Annotated in this window: 19 protein-coding genes; 7 read left to right on the top strand and 12 right to left on the bottom strand. The window is 45.2% G+C overall.

Features of this window, described 5'->3' with window-relative positions; all coding sequences use genetic code 11:
* The first annotated feature begins 416 nt into the window (after positions 1-416).
* The 6 genes from ylqF (at position 417) to H6G40_RS01250 (ending at position 5,216) form a co-directional block, all read left to right on the top strand.
* Positions 417-1,256, top strand: coding sequence for a ribosome biogenesis GTPase YlqF (ylqF, locus tag H6G40_RS01225; RefSeq protein WP_002732450.1), 840 nt, complete (start codon positions 417-419; stop codon positions 1,254-1,256).
* Between the two features lie 161 nt (positions 1,257-1,417).
* Positions 1,418-2,902, top strand: a complete 1,485-nt coding sequence (locus H6G40_RS01230; RefSeq protein WP_002731974.1) for a glutamate synthase subunit beta — start codon at positions 1,418-1,420, stop codon at positions 2,900-2,902.
* 153 nt (positions 2,903-3,055) lie between these two features.
* Complete coding sequence (locus H6G40_RS01235) at positions 3,056-3,298, top strand: DUF433 domain-containing protein (RefSeq protein WP_002761871.1); 243 nt, start codon at positions 3,056-3,058, stop codon at positions 3,296-3,298.
* Positions 3,282-3,656, top strand: coding sequence for a DUF5615 family PIN-like protein (locus H6G40_RS01240; protein WP_042790260.1), 375 nt, complete (start codon positions 3,282-3,284; stop codon positions 3,654-3,656). Before H6G40_RS01235 ends, H6G40_RS01240 begins: the two co-directional genes overlap by 17 nt.
* Before the next feature lie 276 nt (positions 3,657-3,932).
* Positions 3,933-4,658, top strand: coding sequence for a hypothetical protein (locus H6G40_RS01245; protein ID WP_002733009.1), 726 nt, complete (start codon positions 3,933-3,935; stop codon positions 4,656-4,658).
* Between the two features lie 282 nt (positions 4,659-4,940).
* Positions 4,941-5,216, top strand: coding sequence for a hypothetical protein (locus tag H6G40_RS01250; protein WP_002734346.1), 276 nt, complete (start codon positions 4,941-4,943; stop codon positions 5,214-5,216).
* 536 nt (positions 5,217-5,752) lie between these two features.
* Here the strand turns inward: H6G40_RS01250 and H6G40_RS01255 are convergent.
* On the bottom strand, positions 5,753-6,751 hold the full coding sequence (locus H6G40_RS01255; protein ID WP_002734298.1) for an adenosine kinase: 999 nt from the start codon (positions 6,749-6,751) through the stop codon (positions 5,753-5,755).
* 164 nt (positions 6,752-6,915) lie between these two features.
* Complete coding sequence (gene isiD, locus H6G40_RS01260) at positions 6,916-7,128, bottom strand: protein IsiD (protein ID WP_069473990.1); 213 nt, start codon at positions 7,126-7,128, stop codon at positions 6,916-6,918.
* 148 nt (positions 7,129-7,276) lie between these two features.
* Here isiD and H6G40_RS01265 point away from each other — a divergent pair, with 148 nt between their 5' ends.
* Positions 7,277-8,053 (top strand): SDR family NAD(P)-dependent oxidoreductase, encoded by a 777-nt coding sequence (locus H6G40_RS01265; protein ID WP_069473991.1) that lies wholly within the window; start codon positions 7,277-7,279, stop codon positions 8,051-8,053.
* Positions 8,054-8,232: 179 nt separating this feature from the next.
* Here H6G40_RS01265 and H6G40_RS01270 read toward each other — a convergent pair whose 3' ends face one another.
* The 10 genes from H6G40_RS01270 to H6G40_RS01315 all read right to left on the bottom strand — a co-directional run bounded on the left by H6G40_RS01270 (position 8,233) and on the right by H6G40_RS01315 (position 17,372).
* Complete coding sequence (locus H6G40_RS01270) at positions 8,233-8,514, bottom strand: DUF2470 domain-containing protein (RefSeq protein ID WP_002732965.1); 282 nt, start codon at positions 8,512-8,514, stop codon at positions 8,233-8,235.
* Positions 8,515-8,566: 52 nt separating this feature from the next.
* Positions 8,567-8,722 (bottom strand): precorrin-6A/cobalt-precorrin-6A reductase, encoded by a 156-nt coding sequence (locus tag H6G40_RS22975; protein ID WP_002734855.1) that lies wholly within the window; start codon positions 8,720-8,722, stop codon positions 8,567-8,569.
* Between the two features lie 296 nt (positions 8,723-9,018).
* Positions 9,019-9,498 (bottom strand): hypothetical protein, encoded by a 480-nt coding sequence (locus tag H6G40_RS01280; protein ID WP_002774825.1) that lies wholly within the window; start codon positions 9,496-9,498, stop codon positions 9,019-9,021.
* Between the two features lie 134 nt (positions 9,499-9,632).
* Positions 9,633-10,526, bottom strand: a complete 894-nt coding sequence (locus tag H6G40_RS01285; RefSeq protein WP_002732759.1) for an ABC transporter ATP-binding protein — start codon at positions 10,524-10,526, stop codon at positions 9,633-9,635.
* A 138-nt stretch (positions 10,527-10,664) separates the two neighbouring features.
* A complete protein-coding gene (locus tag H6G40_RS01290) occupies positions 10,665-11,438 on the bottom strand; it encodes an ABC transporter permease (RefSeq protein ID WP_002734025.1) in 774 nt (257 codons plus the stop codon).
* Between the two features lie 63 nt (positions 11,439-11,501).
* Positions 11,502-12,125 (bottom strand): HEAT repeat domain-containing protein, encoded by a 624-nt coding sequence (locus H6G40_RS01295; protein ID WP_069473992.1) that lies wholly within the window; start codon positions 12,123-12,125, stop codon positions 11,502-11,504.
* 180 nt (positions 12,126-12,305) lie between these two features.
* Positions 12,306-12,737: a DUF29 domain-containing protein gene (locus H6G40_RS01300; protein WP_069473993.1), complete on the bottom strand. Its 432-nt coding sequence runs from the start codon at positions 12,735-12,737 to the stop codon at positions 12,306-12,308.
* Positions 12,738-12,792: 55 nt separating this feature from the next.
* Complete coding sequence (locus tag H6G40_RS01305; protein ID WP_002733894.1) at positions 12,793-13,605, bottom strand: HEAT repeat domain-containing protein; 813 nt, start codon at positions 13,603-13,605, stop codon at positions 12,793-12,795.
* A gap of 143 nt (positions 13,606-13,748) precedes the next feature.
* A complete protein-coding gene (gene pyk / locus H6G40_RS01310; protein ID WP_002733833.1) occupies positions 13,749-15,524 on the bottom strand; it encodes a pyruvate kinase in 1,776 nt (591 codons plus the stop codon).
* 156 nt (positions 15,525-15,680) lie between these two features.
* Positions 15,681-17,372 (bottom strand): iron uptake porin, encoded by a 1,692-nt coding sequence (locus H6G40_RS01315; protein ID WP_069473995.1) that lies wholly within the window; start codon positions 17,370-17,372, stop codon positions 15,681-15,683.
* Positions 17,373-17,386: the final 14 nt, after the last annotated feature.

Here is a 17,386-nt window from a genome sequence, read left to right on the forward strand (position 1 = left end):
TGTCAACCCCCCTGATTAAGGGGATCGAACCTAAAATCTATCTTTAATTTAATTAGGGCTTGCTGAATAAATGTGAAATTTAGGCAAGGTAAGGGTTTTGTGGTTTTTCTCGCGAAACAGCTGCAAGATTTTGAGAGAATCGTGCTTCCAAACCTTGCGTCTTCATCAGATTTTCTATCCGAATGCTTCGCCCGTACTTTTTGCCGCAAACCCTAATTATAACCAGCTACTTAGTTCCGCCATAGAACTCCCTTGAGCCATCTTGCACACTTTTCTCTTTTTGTCAAATTTTATGTTAAGAAAGATGTAACGAATGAATAGCTTAATAAGGAGGAATCTGATAATTTTTAACACCTACCCACTTAGCTATCTAGGGACTATTCCTGATAAGATCTAATTTTATACTCCCATCTCCCATGTCGTTAATTCAATGGTATCCCGGTCATATTGCCAAAGCGGAAAGAAAACTAAAGGAACATCTTAAACTCGTGGATGTGGTCCTAGAAGTGCGCGATGCTCGCATTCCCTTAGCTTCTCATCATCCCCAGGTGGACGATTGGATTGGCAATAAACCGCGCTTATTAATCTTAAATCGTCTCGATATGATTCCCGAATCTGCCCAGCAACAATGGGTAACATGGTTTAAAAGTCAAGGAGAAACCGTCTATTTTACTAACGCTAAACAGGGAGAAAGAGTTAAAGCAATTATCAAAGCGGCGGAAAAAATTGGCGATGAAATTAACCAAAAACGTCAACTAAGAGGAATGTTACCGCGTCCAGTGCGGGCCGTGGTGATTGGGTTTCCCAATGTGGGTAAATCTGCCCTGATTAACCGTTTATTGGGGCGAAAAGTCGTTGCCAGCGCCCGCAGGGCCGGAGTAACGCGACAATTACAATGGGTACGAATTTCCGACACCTTAGAATTATTAGACGCGCCGGGGGTGATTCCTTCCCGTTTAGAAAATCAAAAGGATGCGGTGAAATTAGCTATCTGTGAGGATATTGGGGATGCTGGTTATGATAACCAAAGGATAGCGGCGGCTTTTGTCGATTTATTAATAGAATTACAGTATGAAGGACTTTTACAATCTCGTTATGGGTTGAATACTCTAGACATAACCGGGGAGGATTTTATCGAAAAATTGGCCAATCTCAAATATCAAGAAGATAAAGAAAGGGCAGCCATGCAGTTACTCAATGATTTTCGTAAGGGAATAATCGGGGCTATCCCCTTAGAATTGCCCCCTTCCTCTTGAAATCGCCTATTTTTAACTCAATAGTTAATTAACCAATTTGTCAAAATTACCGCCTGTTAGTCCACTGAGCTGCCGATAAGATTAAAGAAATCGGTAAAGTTGCGGGGATCGATCGAACTGTGAAGGAAGATAGGGAATAAACGACAGAGATAACAAAGACTATGGGCAAACCGACTGGCTTTATCGAATTCCTGCGTGAACTTCCTTCCGAACTTACCCCCCTCGATCGCCTTCATAATTGGGATGAGTTTCATCTTCCCATGCCAGAAGATAAACTCCGCAATCAGGCCGCCCGTTGTATGGATTGTGGTACACCATTTTGTCACACGGGAACCCTAATTAGTGGCATGGCCAGTGGTTGCCCGATTAATAACCTGATTCCCGAATGGAATGATTTAATCTATCGAGGATTGTGGCGAGAAGCCCTTGATCGCCTCCATAAAACCAATAATTTCCCCGAATTTACCGGTAGAGTCTGCCCCGCTCCCTGTGAGGGTTCCTGTGTTCTCGGTATTCATAATCCCCCCGTTACGATCAAAAATATTGAATGTTCGATTATCGACAAAGGTTGGGAATCCGGTTGGATTACTGCCAATCCCCCCGCAATCCGTACCGGCAAAAAAGTGGCTGTGATTGGTTCCGGACCTGCGGGATTAGCGGCTGCCGACCAGTTAAATAAAGCTGGTCACTGGGTGACGGTTTACGAACGGGCCGACCGACCCGGAGGCCTGTTGATGTACGGTATCCCTAACATGAAGTTAGATAAGGAAGAAGTGGTTCTGCGTCGTCTCCAGATGCTGGAACAGGAAGGGGTAAAAATGGTCTGTAACACGGAAGTGGGCAAGGATATCAGCAGCCAAGACCTATTAAACGAATATGATGCCGTGGTTATCTGTACCGGAGCCACCAAACCCCGGGATTTAAACATCGAAGGTCGCCAATTAAAGGGCATTCACTTCGCCATGGAGTTTCTCACTGCTAATACAAAAGCACTACTAGACGGACAGCCGGGGGAGGATTTTATCTCGGCTGCGGGTAAAGACGTAGTAATTATCGGCGGTGGTGACACGGGAACCGACTGTGTGGGGACTTCCCTGCGTCATAACTGCCGTAGCGTCACCCAATTAGAGATTATGCCGCAACCGCCCCGAGAACGGGCCGCCGATAATCCCTGGCCCGAATGGCCAAAAATCTACCGTCTGGACTATGGACAAGAGGAAGCAGCCGCACGTTTTGGCGATGACCCCCGGGTTTATACCACCACAGCGACTAAATTCGAGGGGGATAGCGAGGGTAACGTCACAGGGATTCACACGGTACAGGTGGAATGGCAACGCAACGAAAAAGGGCAGTTTATCCCCCAACCGGTGGCAGGAACAGAAAAAGTCATCCCGACGCAATTGGTTCTATTGGCCATGGGATTTTTGGGACCAGAACAGCCTTTACTCGATGATTTAGGCTTAGAAAAGGATGCCCGCAGCAATATCAAGGCCGAACATGGTCAATTTGCCACTAGCTTACCGAAAGTCTTTGCAGCGGGAGATTGTCGTCGTGGTCAAAGTTTGGTGGTTTGGGCGATTAATGAAGGTCGCGGGGCCGCCAGGGAATGCGATCGCTTTTTGATGGGGGCGACGGATTTACCTTAAACCAGTAGTTAGGGACTTGCGTGGGAATAATATCCCAGCCAGAAAATCGCTCTCTAGAAGAATAAGACCAGCCCTAAATGGTACATTATCAAAGCGCAAGTCCCTTACTCCCGCTAAAGGTTAAAGTGATCATGAAGCAATAGAATTACTCTAATGAAACTAGATCGTATTACGAGCAATCCAAACCGTATGAATGGGCAACCCTGCATCCGTAATCTTCGCCTTACGGTTCGTCGAGTGATTGAGCTACTGGCAACTTATCCCGATCGAGCAGAATTACATCAAGAGTTTCCGGAACTGGAGGATGAAGATATTCGACAAGCCCTAATTTTTGCCTCTTCTTACTTGGATGATCGCATCATTGAACTTCCTAATCGCTATGAAGCTGTTGCTTGATCAGGGACTACCGCTTTCTGCGGCAACTTTATTATGTGATGCTGGGATCGACACTATTCATGTTGGCCAAATAGGGATGTCTGAAGCTGAAGACTCAGACATTATCCAAAGGGCTAGAGACGAGGGACGGGTTGTTGCTACTCTCGATGCAGATTTCCATACATTGCTGGCACTTGACGTGGCGAATACTCCTTCAGTCATTCGCATTCGGGTTGAAAGATTACGCGCCCAAGCACTTACGAATCTTTTGTTGACAGTAATCGCTGAGTGCGAGGAGGATTTAGAACAAGGATCAGCCATTACGGTTGAGCCAAGCCGTATTCGTATTCGTCGTTTACCATTAGTGTCTGATGTCTAACGGAAACGTTATACTGAATCGGTTTTTAATAGTATGATTAACCCCCAATCCAACTTGAAAAACCCGCTCCCTTCTCCCCACTGCTCTAACAAAAAACAACTATCTGCCGATAGCGATCGCTAAAGGTCTAATAATTGTAAGTTTTTGTCAAGGGGTGCGGTCAGACATAGGAATCATCGCTAGAATGAGCCTAATTGTCAGGAATTTAGTTAAACAAGGTTTTTGGCAATATGCTAATCTGGCTAACACGCTTTTGGTCGTGATATGGGGAATGAAATGCTTAAAATTCTAATTGAAAACTTATCCAAGTTATCTGAAGTCAGTGAAAGCCTTCAGAAAATCATTAATTTAAAACTACCACTGTGGATGATTATTCCACTGCTCTTCTTATCTAGTTTCCCTTCAATTCAAAGTTATTTGTCCAGTAGAAAAGAGACTGTGCTTTTACCGGCAAATAAACTGTGGCTAAATACTGGTTTAGAAATTAAGCCTGGTCAAGAAGTAAAAATTACAGCAACTGGTTCAATTAATCTTGCTATTCATCGACTGGTTGAGGCTGCCTATACCCATAAATACCCAAGATTGGGATGGATGGAACCTGAAGGCGGGCAGCCTTTAGGTTATAAAGATTTACGAATAAAGCAGTACCTAATTTCACCAGATAACAACTATGGTGTTTTACTTGCCTGTATCACTACAGAGGACCTGAGCAAGACTAACCCTAAACCTAAAAATATTAGCGTAATAGGAAGAAATGCTTCAATCAAGAGCGAAAAAGGAGGAAAACTCTGGCTAGTTGTCAACGATGCTGTGCTTAACAAGGATGCGGAAAGTGCTTACATACTCTCTCAAAAAGAACTTGATGAAACTTATGGTTCAGGCAAGGTTACAGTAAAACAGAGGGAAGATGAGTGGAAACGAATTGTAGATGATAGCTATTTTGAAGCATATTTTGATGATAACTCTGGAGCATTTTTGGTTCAGATTCAGTTTGCTCAGTGAGTAGTGCAAATCGCTGTATCACAATCCGCTTGCACAAGGAACTGAGGTATCCACTATCGGTTATGATGGATGCAAAGCGCGATCGCCGATCTGGTAGGGTGCGTTCCCTAATGCAAGTGCTACTGCTCCAGCGATCGATTTTGGGGAACGCACCATGCCCATTGATTGAAGCTGTGGGTTAAAGTGCGATGCCGCTCTTGTGGGCTCAGTTGGGGAATGTTAGCGAAAATTCCCAATGTTTGGGTTAAAATAGAGGGCAAAAGTTGCCACAGGGTCAAGCCAATGACAGTTCGTCAACCCCGCTACAGCAAAGAAGAATTCGCTCGACGTGGTAATGAGATTTATGAATCTCAGGTACGTTCTCAAGTGGAGGAGGGAAATCAGGGGAGAATTGTGGCGATCGACATCGAAACTGGAGCGTTTGAGCTTGCCGACGATACGATTACTGCTACCGATCATCTCTATGAGCGTGTCCCTGATGCTCAACCTTGGGTGATTCGGATTGGACATAGAGCCGTCTTCCGTTTTGGCAGTCGCAGCCAGAGAAAGCCCGTATGATGTGTGGGGATGGGTCTTTTGTATGGCTTTAAACTTCAGATTGAGGCAGTGGAAGGTGGGCGCGTTACAATTGAGGCGCTATGACTCAGCCAAAGTTATCGGTGAAGACGGTCTAACTTTACCGTTATACTGAATCGGTTTTTAATAGCATGATTAACCCCCAATCCAACTTGAAAAACCCGCTCCCTTCTCCCCACTCTCCTATAACTTTTAAACAGGATTTAGTATGACTATCTAGGGTTTGCTGAATAAGTACGGGCGAAGCATTCGGATAGAAAATCTACGTTTTCACCGATAGGTTATTGCCCGAATGCTTCGCCCCTACAGGACGCGGGCCGATGAAGACGCAAGGTTTTGAACGACGATTCTCTCAAAATCTTGCACCTGTTTCGCGAGAAAAGCCCCAAAACCCTTACTTTGCCTACATTTCAAATTTATTCAGCAAACCCTATCTAAATTACTCGTTAAGACTATGAGCAGGGAGCAGGGAGAAAAAACCTGACTCCCGATGACTGAAAGCTGATCACTGACAAAACCTATCCCAAAACGATCGAATCGCGCAGGGATTGAATTTCCTCGGTTTGTAAACGCGCTCCAAAAGTAGAAACCACCCGGGCAGCCGCTAGAGAAGCGAGATTTCCTGCTCCTTTGTAACCCATACCGTGGGTAATACCGTAGAGAAACGCACCTGCATACATATCCCCTGCACCGACGGTATCGATCGCCTGTACGGGATGGGAGTCAATTTCCAGGAGATTTTCGCCATCATAGATCAAAGAACCACTAGCACCCCGGGTGATAGCGAATCCTTTGGCAATGGTTTTAAAATAGGCGATCGCTGACTCGATTTCCTCGCTGCCGGAAATAGTCAAAGCTTCCGACTCATTAGCGAAAACGAAATCTAACCCCGTTCCGATCATTTCCAGTAATCCCTCCCGGAAGAAAATCGCCATATTGGGATCCGACAGGGATAAAGCGGTTTTGACTCCAGCCGCCTGAGCAATTTCTCGCCCTTTAATAGCGGCAGCTTTGGCAGTGGGAGAGGTGACGAGATAACCTTCGAGATAGAGATAATCGGCATTAGCGATCGCTGAGGGGACTAATTCTCGTTCGGAAATTTCCCCAGTGATGCCGAGAAAAGTATTCATGGTGCGATCGGCATCGGGAGTGACGAAAACTAGACATTTTCCCGTGATTCCCACCTCTTTTTCGCCGCCGTGTTCATTGGTATGCAAACCACAGGCCCGCAGATCTTGCAGATAAAACTTACCTAATTCGTCATTACCCACTTTACAGGAATAGAAACCTCTACCCCCCAACTGAGCGATCGCTACTAGGGTATTCGCCGCCGATCCGCCACCGCTGCGTTTACAATCAAGAGCCAATTTTTCCATCAACTGGGTTTGACGATTTTCGTCCACCAGCGTCATCACTCCTTTATCGATGCCTAATTCTTGCAGTAATTCAGGAGAGACTTGAAATTCCATATCAACGAGCGCGTTACCGATCCCATAAACGTTGTATTGTTTGCCCATAATTTAGTCGATCGCCTAAAAATACTTTGTTATTGATAGTAGGGAAAGAAGGGGCAAAAAGCTAGGGGCTTTTTTCAGCCAGAGAATACCATAATCAAAAATAATGGGTGTGCTAGTCTCACACCCCCAGTAATTTGTGTTAAGTTTTGTTTAACGAAGCCACTTTAAGCCTCATCGTAGGCTTCTAGATCCAACAGATAAAGATAAGGTTCGGCTAATTCCTGCCTTTGAAAAGCGATCGCTCGCAACAGGTGCCAATCCCGCAAAGCCTCGAAGGGGTTACTATACTCATCTTTTTCTAGTCGTTCGGCTAAAGAAGCAATATCAGCGGCGTTATACTTGGCAATATCTTGATCAGTGAAGCTTATAACTGTCATTTCTGCACCTCCCTCGACCTTTGTTCTTTTTCTAGCCTAACATATATTCTGAGTTGAAAAAATGCCTTCCCCGCCAAGTTAAGAACTGTAAATGGATGGGTAATTGTGGTAAGATTCCAGCAAAAGAGCTATTTTTAGTTGATCTTCTATGAAAACAGCCCTCATTACTGGCGCTTCCACCGGTATCGGTGTCGTCTTTGCTCGTCAACTTGCCCAACGGCAAATGGAGCTAATTTTAGTCGCTAGATCCAGAGATAAACTAGAACAATTAGCGGCGGAATTGGGGGAACAATACGGGGTAAAAGTGACAGTTATCGTTCAAGATCTGACCGTTGCCGGGGCGGGAAAGCTAGTATATGATACGGTGAACCAAAAAGGAATCAACGTCGATTTACTGGTAAATAATGCTGGTTTTGGTGATTATGGCGCTTTTAGCGAGCGGGATTTAGCCCGACAGTTAGAAATGATCCAGTTAAATAATCTGGTATTGGTGGAATTAAGCCACTATTTTCTCCGTCCCATGCTTGCCGGCACTGGGGGGGCAATTATCAATGTTGCTTCCATTGCCGGGTTTCAACCGCTGCCCTATCTTTCCGTCTATGCGGCGACAAAAGCCTTTGTCCTCAGCTTTAGCGAGTCTCTCTGGGCAGAAAATAAAGACAAAGGCGTTGAAATCCTCGCTCTTTGCCCCGGTCCGACGGAATCTAATTTTTTTGAGGTAGCCCGATTTCCCAGGGCTTTTATGGGCAAAAACGGCCGGTTAGATTCGGCGGAAGTGGTGGTACAAGAGGCTTTAACTGCCTTGGCAAACAAACGCCCCAACGTGGTAGCAGGTAAATTTGCTAATAAAATTATCGTCAATCTGCCCCGTTTTTTACCCAGAAGTTGGATCGTGTCTTTGATAGAAAAGCAATTCAAGCTATAACTAGGGTCTGCTGAAAAAGTTTTTCCGGGGGGTAGGGTGTGGGGTTTTACATATTTTCAGGGAAAAAGTAGCTCAATTTCCCCCGGATTACCCCCATGGCTGACACTTTTTAATGGCGAAAAAGTCTAAAAGTTTTATCCAACAGGGTTGTTAGATTTATGGCGCAAAATCGAGCTTTGTCAAGGGGTGGTTTGATTAACTTTTAGCATCTCAACGAGGATATTATGGGCATCCTTGGCTGATTCTAGGGTGCGCTCAAACGGTATTCTAATTGTTTGACTCTCCCCTAATTTTTCTATGGCTAAATCCATACCTTCGGGATCGATGGATAGCATTTGAGCGGTTTCTGCATCGGTAATATTGCCGTAAACTTGAGCGTAGAAAAGCACGGCATCACCGTGATCTTTATTCATGTGTTTACAGATGCGATCGCTAATGGCGGGAGTGATAGTTTCAGACATAAGATTCTGGAAAAAAATCGATGATTGAGGTGGGGACAGATAAAAGCCAGTTCTAAATCGAGGCAAATGGGGGGATATTAGTTAGGGTAGCGCAATTAATCGCTAATTGCCAGATAATTTGGGCGTGAGGATGGCAGACATCAATAATAAGTTTAATATTATTTTCTTGACAAAAATCCTTAATTGTGCATTGCTCTAATTGTCCCACTGAAGGTCAATCGGGGTAGAGAGTAAAGTCCGGGGCTGCCCGCGCATTTAATACTAAATCCGTTGAGTATAGGCTACTTAGGAGGATAGGCAAGAGGCAAGAGGCAAAAGGAGGAATAGATAATCAGTCTTTAATAACTGGATTTAGTATAAATTGCCTGTTGAGATGAAACAAGAGGCAACAGTAAAGGGATTGGGAGAGATTCAGCTAATCGGATAGGCGATTAAAATGCCTCTTAGCTTAAAACCCCACACCCTGCCCCCACCAAAAAACTTTTTCAGCACACCCTATATATTTTATCGTTCACAACCGACAACAGAAGCGGTGTAGGTATTACCGATGTGCTGAATACCATTGACAAAAAGATTGACTAGAAAAGGTTGATCATTTGCCCGGACTGTGGCAGTAATTGTTAAGGGTTTATCGGGTTCGATTCGTACTCCATTAGTATTAAAAAATTCCTCGTTAGTTTGATCGCTATACTTGAGAAACAGCCGGATATCGAAGGAGGCAGCCCGGGGGACAGAAACCGTAACGATAAACCTCTGAAAACGTCTCCCCCCCGGAACTGCCCAATCGGTATTCCAATTATTACGAGTTATCGTGACACCGAAAGGCCCTGGAACAGTGGGTTGTGAGACGCTTTTGGTAACTTCACTACCTTCACCCCCTAATAAAGAAAGTGGCCGACAATTTTGCGCCGCTGCCGGTAGATGTAAGCTTAATAATACCGCCGATAGACCCAATAACCCAGTGATAGAGGTTAATTTCATCATTGATTTTGTCTCCAATTAATAGAACCTATCCAAAAATTATAGATGATCATGACGGTAAAAAAACGGTGATTTAGCTTAATTGAGCTAAATTCCGAAAAAATGCTGATCATCAACCTGAATTCTCAAAAACGGTGTTAAAATTGATTCATAATTTCCATATAAATATGTTCTAACTGTACCGTCTGACGGGCGAGAGAATCAATATTAATGCCATCGAATGCCTGAATAATCTCGCTTAATTCTAGATGTTCATCTAACCAAAAAGCTAAATCTTTACCGTAAAATTTGGGAGTAAATCCTAATTGTTTCCCTCGATTAATTGCCGCTTCTTGATCCTGGGTATCCATGATAATAATTTCCTTAGCAGGAATATGCTGACGCAGCTGATTTAAATTACCTTCGGCAATAATACGACCTTGTTTTAAAATGCCGATACGTTGACAGAGACGCTGTGCTTCATCGAGGAGATGGGTAGTTAATAAAATTGTCATTCCCTGTCGCCGTAATTCTCCGATTAAATCCCAAATTTCATAGCGAGATTCGATGTCTAAACCAGTAGTTGGTTCATCGAGAATTAATAATTTTGGCTGATGAACAATAGCCACGGCAATATTCATCCGGCGCTGCATTCCACCGCTTAAAGTTTCCACCGGACTACGGGCGCGATCGAGCAAATTTACTGCGGATAAACTGCTTTTAATCCGATGACGACGCTGGGGGCGATCGAGTCCATAAATCTGAGCAAAAAAGTTGAGATTTTCCTCACAAGTAAGGGATTTGTACAATAAATTTTCTTGTGGGGCAACCCCAATTAATTCTTTAGTAACTCTCGAAATTGGCAAATAATTAAAGGTAATTTCTCCCGATGAGGGTTTTAATAAATTACAAATTAAGTTAATAGTGGTGGTTTTTCCCGCACCATTTGGACCAAGTAAACCGTAAATTTCCCCCGCTTCAATATGAAAGTTTAATTGATCTAATACTAAGCGTCTTCCGTAATTTTTTTTGACATTACTAATAGTCAGCATTTTTAATAAAGTAATAAGGATAGTCAGAAGTCAGGAAGCAGGATTAGGGAGTGTAAGATATGGGAAGACAAATCAATAAATACTCTTGCCTTTTCTAACTGATAACTGATAACTGATAACTGATCACTGATCACTGATTTACAATCGGCGTTCAAGGTTTAACATTTGTCGATAGGTAAGCCAACCACCTGCTACCATAGCTAGAGCAAAAAGACAGAGAAAGCGAAAATGAGAGCTAATATCTTCTAGATTTTCGCCCTTTGCCCAAACAGCAATTAAAGCTTCATTCATGTGGTAGATCGGGTTATATTTAGCCAGAGATAGAATATTGTCGGGGAATAAAGCAGTCGGAAGAAAAACGCCGCCTAAAATTAATAAAGGAACCCCAAAAGTTCCCACCAAAGCATTAACATCTTCTGTTCTTTTCGCCAGTTGAGTACCGAGGATAAATCCTAAACCCACATAGGCGGTGATACTAAGGAAAATAATTAATAATTCTAGAGGAATTGAGCCTTTAAAAGTGGCTCCATACTGTTTAGCAATAGAATAAACTAAAACTGTCTGACAGGCAGCAATCACACAATGGGCGAGAAAAATGCCGATAAAATAGGAAACACCGCTTAAAGGCGATAAAAATAACCGTTTAATCGTTTGTTGTTCCCTTTCTGCTACTACCGTCGCCACGGTTCCCCCCAAACAACTAAAGAAAAGTGCCGCCCCGACGAGGGTGGGAGGAGTAGCCAGAGCCATTGCCTCAGCAAGCTCAATTTTGCCTTTTTCTGCCATAATATAGCCATTTAAGAGCAGGACAAGGATCGGGAAAATGCCCCAGAGGATTAAGCTACGCCCGCGCCGGATTAATTCTACTAAAATTCGTTGAGCGATCGCTAAAATTTCCTGCCAATATTTCATAGAATGTTAGTGTAATTGTTTCTCCCTGTAGAGAAATGAGTTTTTCTACTTTGTGACTTAGGCTTATTGTAAGTGTTCCAGAGCTTGATCGGCACGCAATCTTACCACTATTTCCGCTTCTGTCTCCCCAATCTGTACTAAAAGTTCCCGAATCGCCCTGCGAAATGCCGCCGCCGCAGTTCCTAATCCCTCCAATCCGACGATCGCCGCATATCTAACCACCCACTCTGGATCCCCTTGCAAAAGTTTCTCCAGTGCCGCAAAAACAGCCTTCTGAGCCTCAGAAACCCGACTTTTCTCCAAATCAGACCAAATTATATTTCCTAAGCCCCTAGCCGCCCCTCGCCGCACACTAAAGGAAAAATCACTCACCGCCGCCTCAAGTAATAAGTCCAATCCTCGCACATCGCCAATTCCTGCTAGGGCGCGGGTTGCCCAAGCTCTCGCCCCATAATTATAACCGTCTAGGTTGGCCAGTAAATAGGGAACCGCCGCTTTGCCGATGGCGATTAAACCATCCACGGCTGCGACGGAGGCACCGGGGTTATTATATCTCAGGACATCGGTGAGGGTAGGTATTGCCGCCTCACTTTTGGCGGCAGCTAGGTTTTCCACGGCGGTTAGTAACTGATTAGCTGAGTCTGCTTTTTCGACGGCAATAATTAAAGTCTCAACGGTAGGAAGCATTGGTTATCAGTGGAGGGGATGAGGAGTTGGGGGTTGGGGTGTGGGGGTGTGGGGAAGTGGGGAAGTGGGGAAGTGGGGAAGTGGGGAGAACAAATAAAATAATCTCCTGTCTCCTGACGACCGGCTACTGACCCCTAACTCCCATCTCCTAACCCCACCAAGAAACTTTTAAAGATAATTTTATCGCCAAACTTTTTTCTGTAAAATCTGACTAATTTCTTGGGAAAAAGGACAATCATCGGGAAAGTTAAAAGATTGATAATCGTGGTTATCTCGCAAGCTTTTTAAAGCCGTGGCATAGCAATCTAAAAATACTTGATCCCAGTAGGGTTTTAAACTAGGAGAATCTCTCAAAAGTTCCCCTAGTTCCCGTTGACTGCGCCTAATAGTTTCTTGCCAACCTCGATAATCCTCAACGTAATCAGTATAGCAAAGTTTGAGGCATTGTTCTAAGATGGTGGTTAACCGGTTGCGGAGTTCACGTTTTTGACTTCTGCCCAAACTTTCTATCTCCTCGATCAAGTTTTCCCAGTCAACTTGATCAAAGTTTTTTTGTCTTAACAGAGTGATTGTCTCGTTCAGCCAGCCGACATAATCAGTTTGAATTAGCATAAAAACCTCTGGATTGCATCGGTTTTAATTTAGATACAAAATAACCAATGATTAATTACAATAAACTATCCATTAAAGTGAGAATTTCCGAGATATTTTCGCCCCTAGAATTAGTTTTTAGATGGTTTTCTAAAAGTTCCTTGAGAGCAACCAGTTTCAGACTATTTTCCGCCAAAGTATTAGCGATCGCAGGGGCAGCTGGCAGATAACCCGTAGCACCTAAATCCATTAAAGCAGAACGACGCAGTTGTAATTCTTCCCCTTGCAAGGCATTAATCAGAATATCGCCATAGTGGGAGTTAGCTGTGAGTTGATAGAGGGCGCGGGCAGCCGCATAACGGACTTTTTCGACGAAATGCTTTAAAAACGGTTCAATGAGGGGAATCGCTGCCGTCGCTTGCAGGGTTCCCAATGCCTCGATAATCGCCTCGTAGGGTTGGACTAAATGGGGTTTTCCCGCCACTAAAACAGCCACTTCGATGCCACCCTCTAATAGTTTCTTTAAAGGTGCGATCGCGCTTCGATCCTGAAGCATTTCCAATGCCTGGGCAGCCGATTCGCGCACATAATAATCTTCACAGTCGAGACAGGCAATCAAAGCGGGAACACAACTGAGATCATCTAATTTCCCTAAAGCGCTGGCAGCATTGCGTCGCAGGGGATAACCGCCATCGGGAGTGCGATCGCTTTCGTCCTCTAAAGCGGCAATTAAGGCCGAAATCGCCTCCGGTTGACGAACACGAAATCTACCCAACCACCAAGCAGCATAATAACGCGCGCCTAGGTCTTCTCTTTGCTGGATATTAGCGATCGCTTGTTCAACGGTATAGGCCGGATTATCGACGGCAGCAGAGTAAGAATCGCTCATAGACAAGTGAAAATGGGTGTGGGGTGTAGGGTGTGGGGTGTGGGGTGTGGGGTGTGGGGGGATGGGGAGAATAAATAAAACCTGTCTCCTGTCTCGCGTCTCCTGACTCCTGACTCCTGACTCGGAGAATACTGATGACTGACTCAGTTTTTCATAGTTGCCGCACCCTTGCCAATACCAGAATAAATTAAACCCCGTTGAGCATCGAGACTAATGATCACCCCTTCGCGGATAATTTTCGTGGCATCTTTAACCCCGACAATCACAGGAATACCCAATTTTAAACCGATAGTAGCGGCGTGATTATTCATCGCGGTATCTTCGGTGATAATTCCGCCAGCTTTCCGCATCATATCCACATATTCGGCGCTGGTGGTGGGAACGACTAAAATCTCCCCACTACTAAAACTACCCACTTCTCGGGCATTATGGGCTACTCGCGCCCGGCCACTGGCCACACCCTGGCCGATACCCGTACCCTTGCCCAAAAGGGATTTTACCACTTCCACCTTAATTAAATCCGTGGAACCGGCCACCCCTTGCAGAGTTCCCGCCGTCATCACCACTAAATCACCATCCGCGAGGAGGTTATTTTCCTGGGCAAGATTCATCGCCACTTGAAAAGTTTGGCTAGTGGAGGGTAAATCGAGCAATAACATCGGTTTTACCCCCCAAACTAGCTGTAACTGCTGTGCCACTTCCCGATGGGGAGTAACGGCTAAAATCGGGGTTTTGGGGCGAAATCGGGAGACATTACGGGCAGTAGAGCCGGTTTTTGTCAGGGTAATAATTGCCGCTGCCCCCAATTGTTCGGCAATTTGACTAACTGCCGAGGAAATAGCGTTAGGAATCGATTGTTTATTGTTAGAGCGAGCGGTACTGTTGATCTGTTCCCGTTCGATCCTTTCGGCAATGCGGGCCATGGTTGCCACCGCTTCGATGGGATAATGACCCACAGCCGTTTCATTGGAAAGCATGACCGCATCAGTGCCATCTAAAATCGCATTGGCCACGTCCGAAACCTCGGCACGGGTGGGACGAGGATTACTGGCCATACTGTCAAGCATTTGAGTGGCGGTGATAATCGGGATGCCTAGCTGATTAGCGGTGTTAATCAGGCGTTTTTGCAGGATTGGCACGTCTTCGGCTGGTAATTCTACTCCTAAATCCCCCCTAGCCACCATAACACCATCACAGAGGGATAAAATTGCCTCCATTTCCTCGATCGCTTCGTGTTTTTCAATTTTAGCGATCACGGGGATAGATTTCCCCGCACTGGCGATTAATTCTTTAATTTCGAGGATATCTTGGGGATTACGCACAAAACTAAGGGCGATCCAATCCACATCCCACAGCAGTCCGAACATTAAATCCTTTTTGTCCTTATCGGTTAAAGCTTTCACCGACAGATAGACGTTGGGAAAATTTACCCCTTTATTACTGGATAAGACACCCCCAACCACCACGCGACAGGACAGGTCGCCTTTCAAACGATCCACTGATTCCACCCGCATTTCGACTTTACCATCATCGAGCAGAATTCTCGAACCTTCTGGGACTTCTTGGGCCAGAGAGGGATAGCTAATGGAACTGATTTCCTGATTACATTCCACATCCCTAGAAGTAAGGATAAAGGGTTCCCCCGGTTTCAGGGTAATCGACCCACAGGCAAATTTACCTAAACGAATTTTTGGTCCCTGTAGATCCTGAAGGATGCCAATCGGTTGATTGAGTTCAAAGGCTAACTGACGGATCAGGTTAATGCTGTGACGATGGTAATCGTGATCGCCATGGGAAAAGTTTAATCTAAATGTCGTCGCCCCCGCCTTGATCATCTGACGTAATGTTTCCTTATTTTGCGAGGCCGGGCCAATCGTGGCCACAATTTTAGTGCGACGGGGGAAAGACAGAGAGTGCATAGATAAGCAACTAAATAGGCGAAGTAAATATAGCAGCGTTTGGGACGCTCCGATCATCTTCTCATAAATGGCTATATCCAGTGAAAAGTTAAAAGTAAAAAAACGGTGAGATCTACAAATCCCACCGTTTTAGATTGTTTAATCAATCAACTTAGCTTAGAAGCGGAAAGTTGTCCGGATGACACCGACCAAAATGGAGTTACCTTCGTTGTTAGCGTTGAAGACCGCATAGGCACCGGGGGTAATCAGGATGTTTTTGGTGACTGGGAACTTATACTGGGCTTCTACCATGTAAGCGGTGCTGCTTTCTTTATCGGAACGGGGTACTTGACCACCACCTAAAGAGAAGGCCGCACCTTCGGCAAAGAGGTCGAGGACGGAAAGATTCAGGTTCCAAGACCAGATACCAGTGTTATCGTCTCCGATCGCATCATTAACTCCCGTGGCCGAGGCATTAGCATAACCCCCCCATGCCCCTAGATTTAAGACTCCAGGGATAACCTGGGCGCTCGCTTGAAGACCGAAACGGTCGGCTACTGTAGCAACGTTACCGAAGGGACGCTCAGTCAGAGGGCTGCTGACGTTACCGAATAAACCAGAACTCATACTAGCCGCAGTTTGATAACTGCGAACATAGACAAAGTTAATATCGGCAAATTTGATGAAGGAGAAACCAACCTGAGCGCCAGCACTGTAGGAACCGTTAAATAAACCGCTACCAGGGTTAGGATTGCTGGCTCCATTAGTGCCACCACTAGCTAGGTAGGTTCCTGTGACTTGGAAAACATCCCCGACATTAAATCTGACCGCCGCACCAACACCATCGGGACCGCGGAAGACGATGTTATTGTAGCGTTGACCGCGAGATAAAGCACCCGTGCCGCTATCGGCGAGGAAGGGGTTAGCAGTGATGAAAACGTCATCAAGGCTTAACTGGTTAGCACCAACCCAAACGGTGATTTTACCGAAGGGAGTATCGATGGGAGTGCGGTAGAACAAGTCATCGATGGTTACATCGTTGTCACGACCGTCATCGTATGCCAGACGGGTCATGTTGGTTCTCGTCGGACCACTTTGGTTAAAAGTGTTGTTAAAGTTACCCGCTTGTAAACGGGTTCTTAACAAATCTTTACCGGTGAAGCTGGTTTCAAAGTTGAGACGAACCCGGTTATTAAATACTGTTTGGGTCTGATCTTGATTGGTACCTCTAGTCACCGTACCGTCGGTATTTCTAAGGAGAGCCTGACCACCGAAGCTATCGGCGACACTGAAGATTACCTCACCTCTGAGTTTGGTGGTGGTAGAAAATTGATTATTTTCCAAGAAAGAAACGCGCTGTTCGAGGTTATCTACTCTCGCCCCTAAAGCCGCTAGTTCGCTTTCAAATTCTTGAACAAGACGTTTTAATTTATCGATGTCTTCTCTGAGTACACCCACACCATCTTGAATTAAACGTTCCATGACGTTTAAACAAGCGTTTAAACCGGCGGCAAATTCCCAACGAGTGGTAGCGCGATCACCACGGAAGGTACGGTCAGGATAACCAACGATACAACCGTAACGTTCCACAAGGCTTCTTAATGCCTCGTAGGCCCAAGCGGTGGGAGATACGTCCCGCAGTTGGTTAACGCTAGTCACCTGGGACATGGAACCTTGATAGACACTCGTATTAATCTGCTGACTATTTTGGGCACTCTGAATACGATCGAGTTGCTGCTGCGCAGCCGGATCAATTTTCAGTTGAGGTGTCCCCGACATAGTTTGAGCCACTGCGCTGCCAGCAGCTGCCACGGAAGCACCTAATACTAAAGGAGTTACCTTTGCTATATTCTTGAATAGTTTTGACATGGGTCAATCCTCAC

The sequence above is a fragment of the Microcystis viridis FACHB-1342 genome, assembly GCF_014698335.1.
In the GTDB taxonomy this organism is placed as follows: domain Bacteria; phylum Cyanobacteriota; class Cyanobacteriia; order Cyanobacteriales; family Microcystaceae; genus Microcystis; species Microcystis ichthyoblabe_A.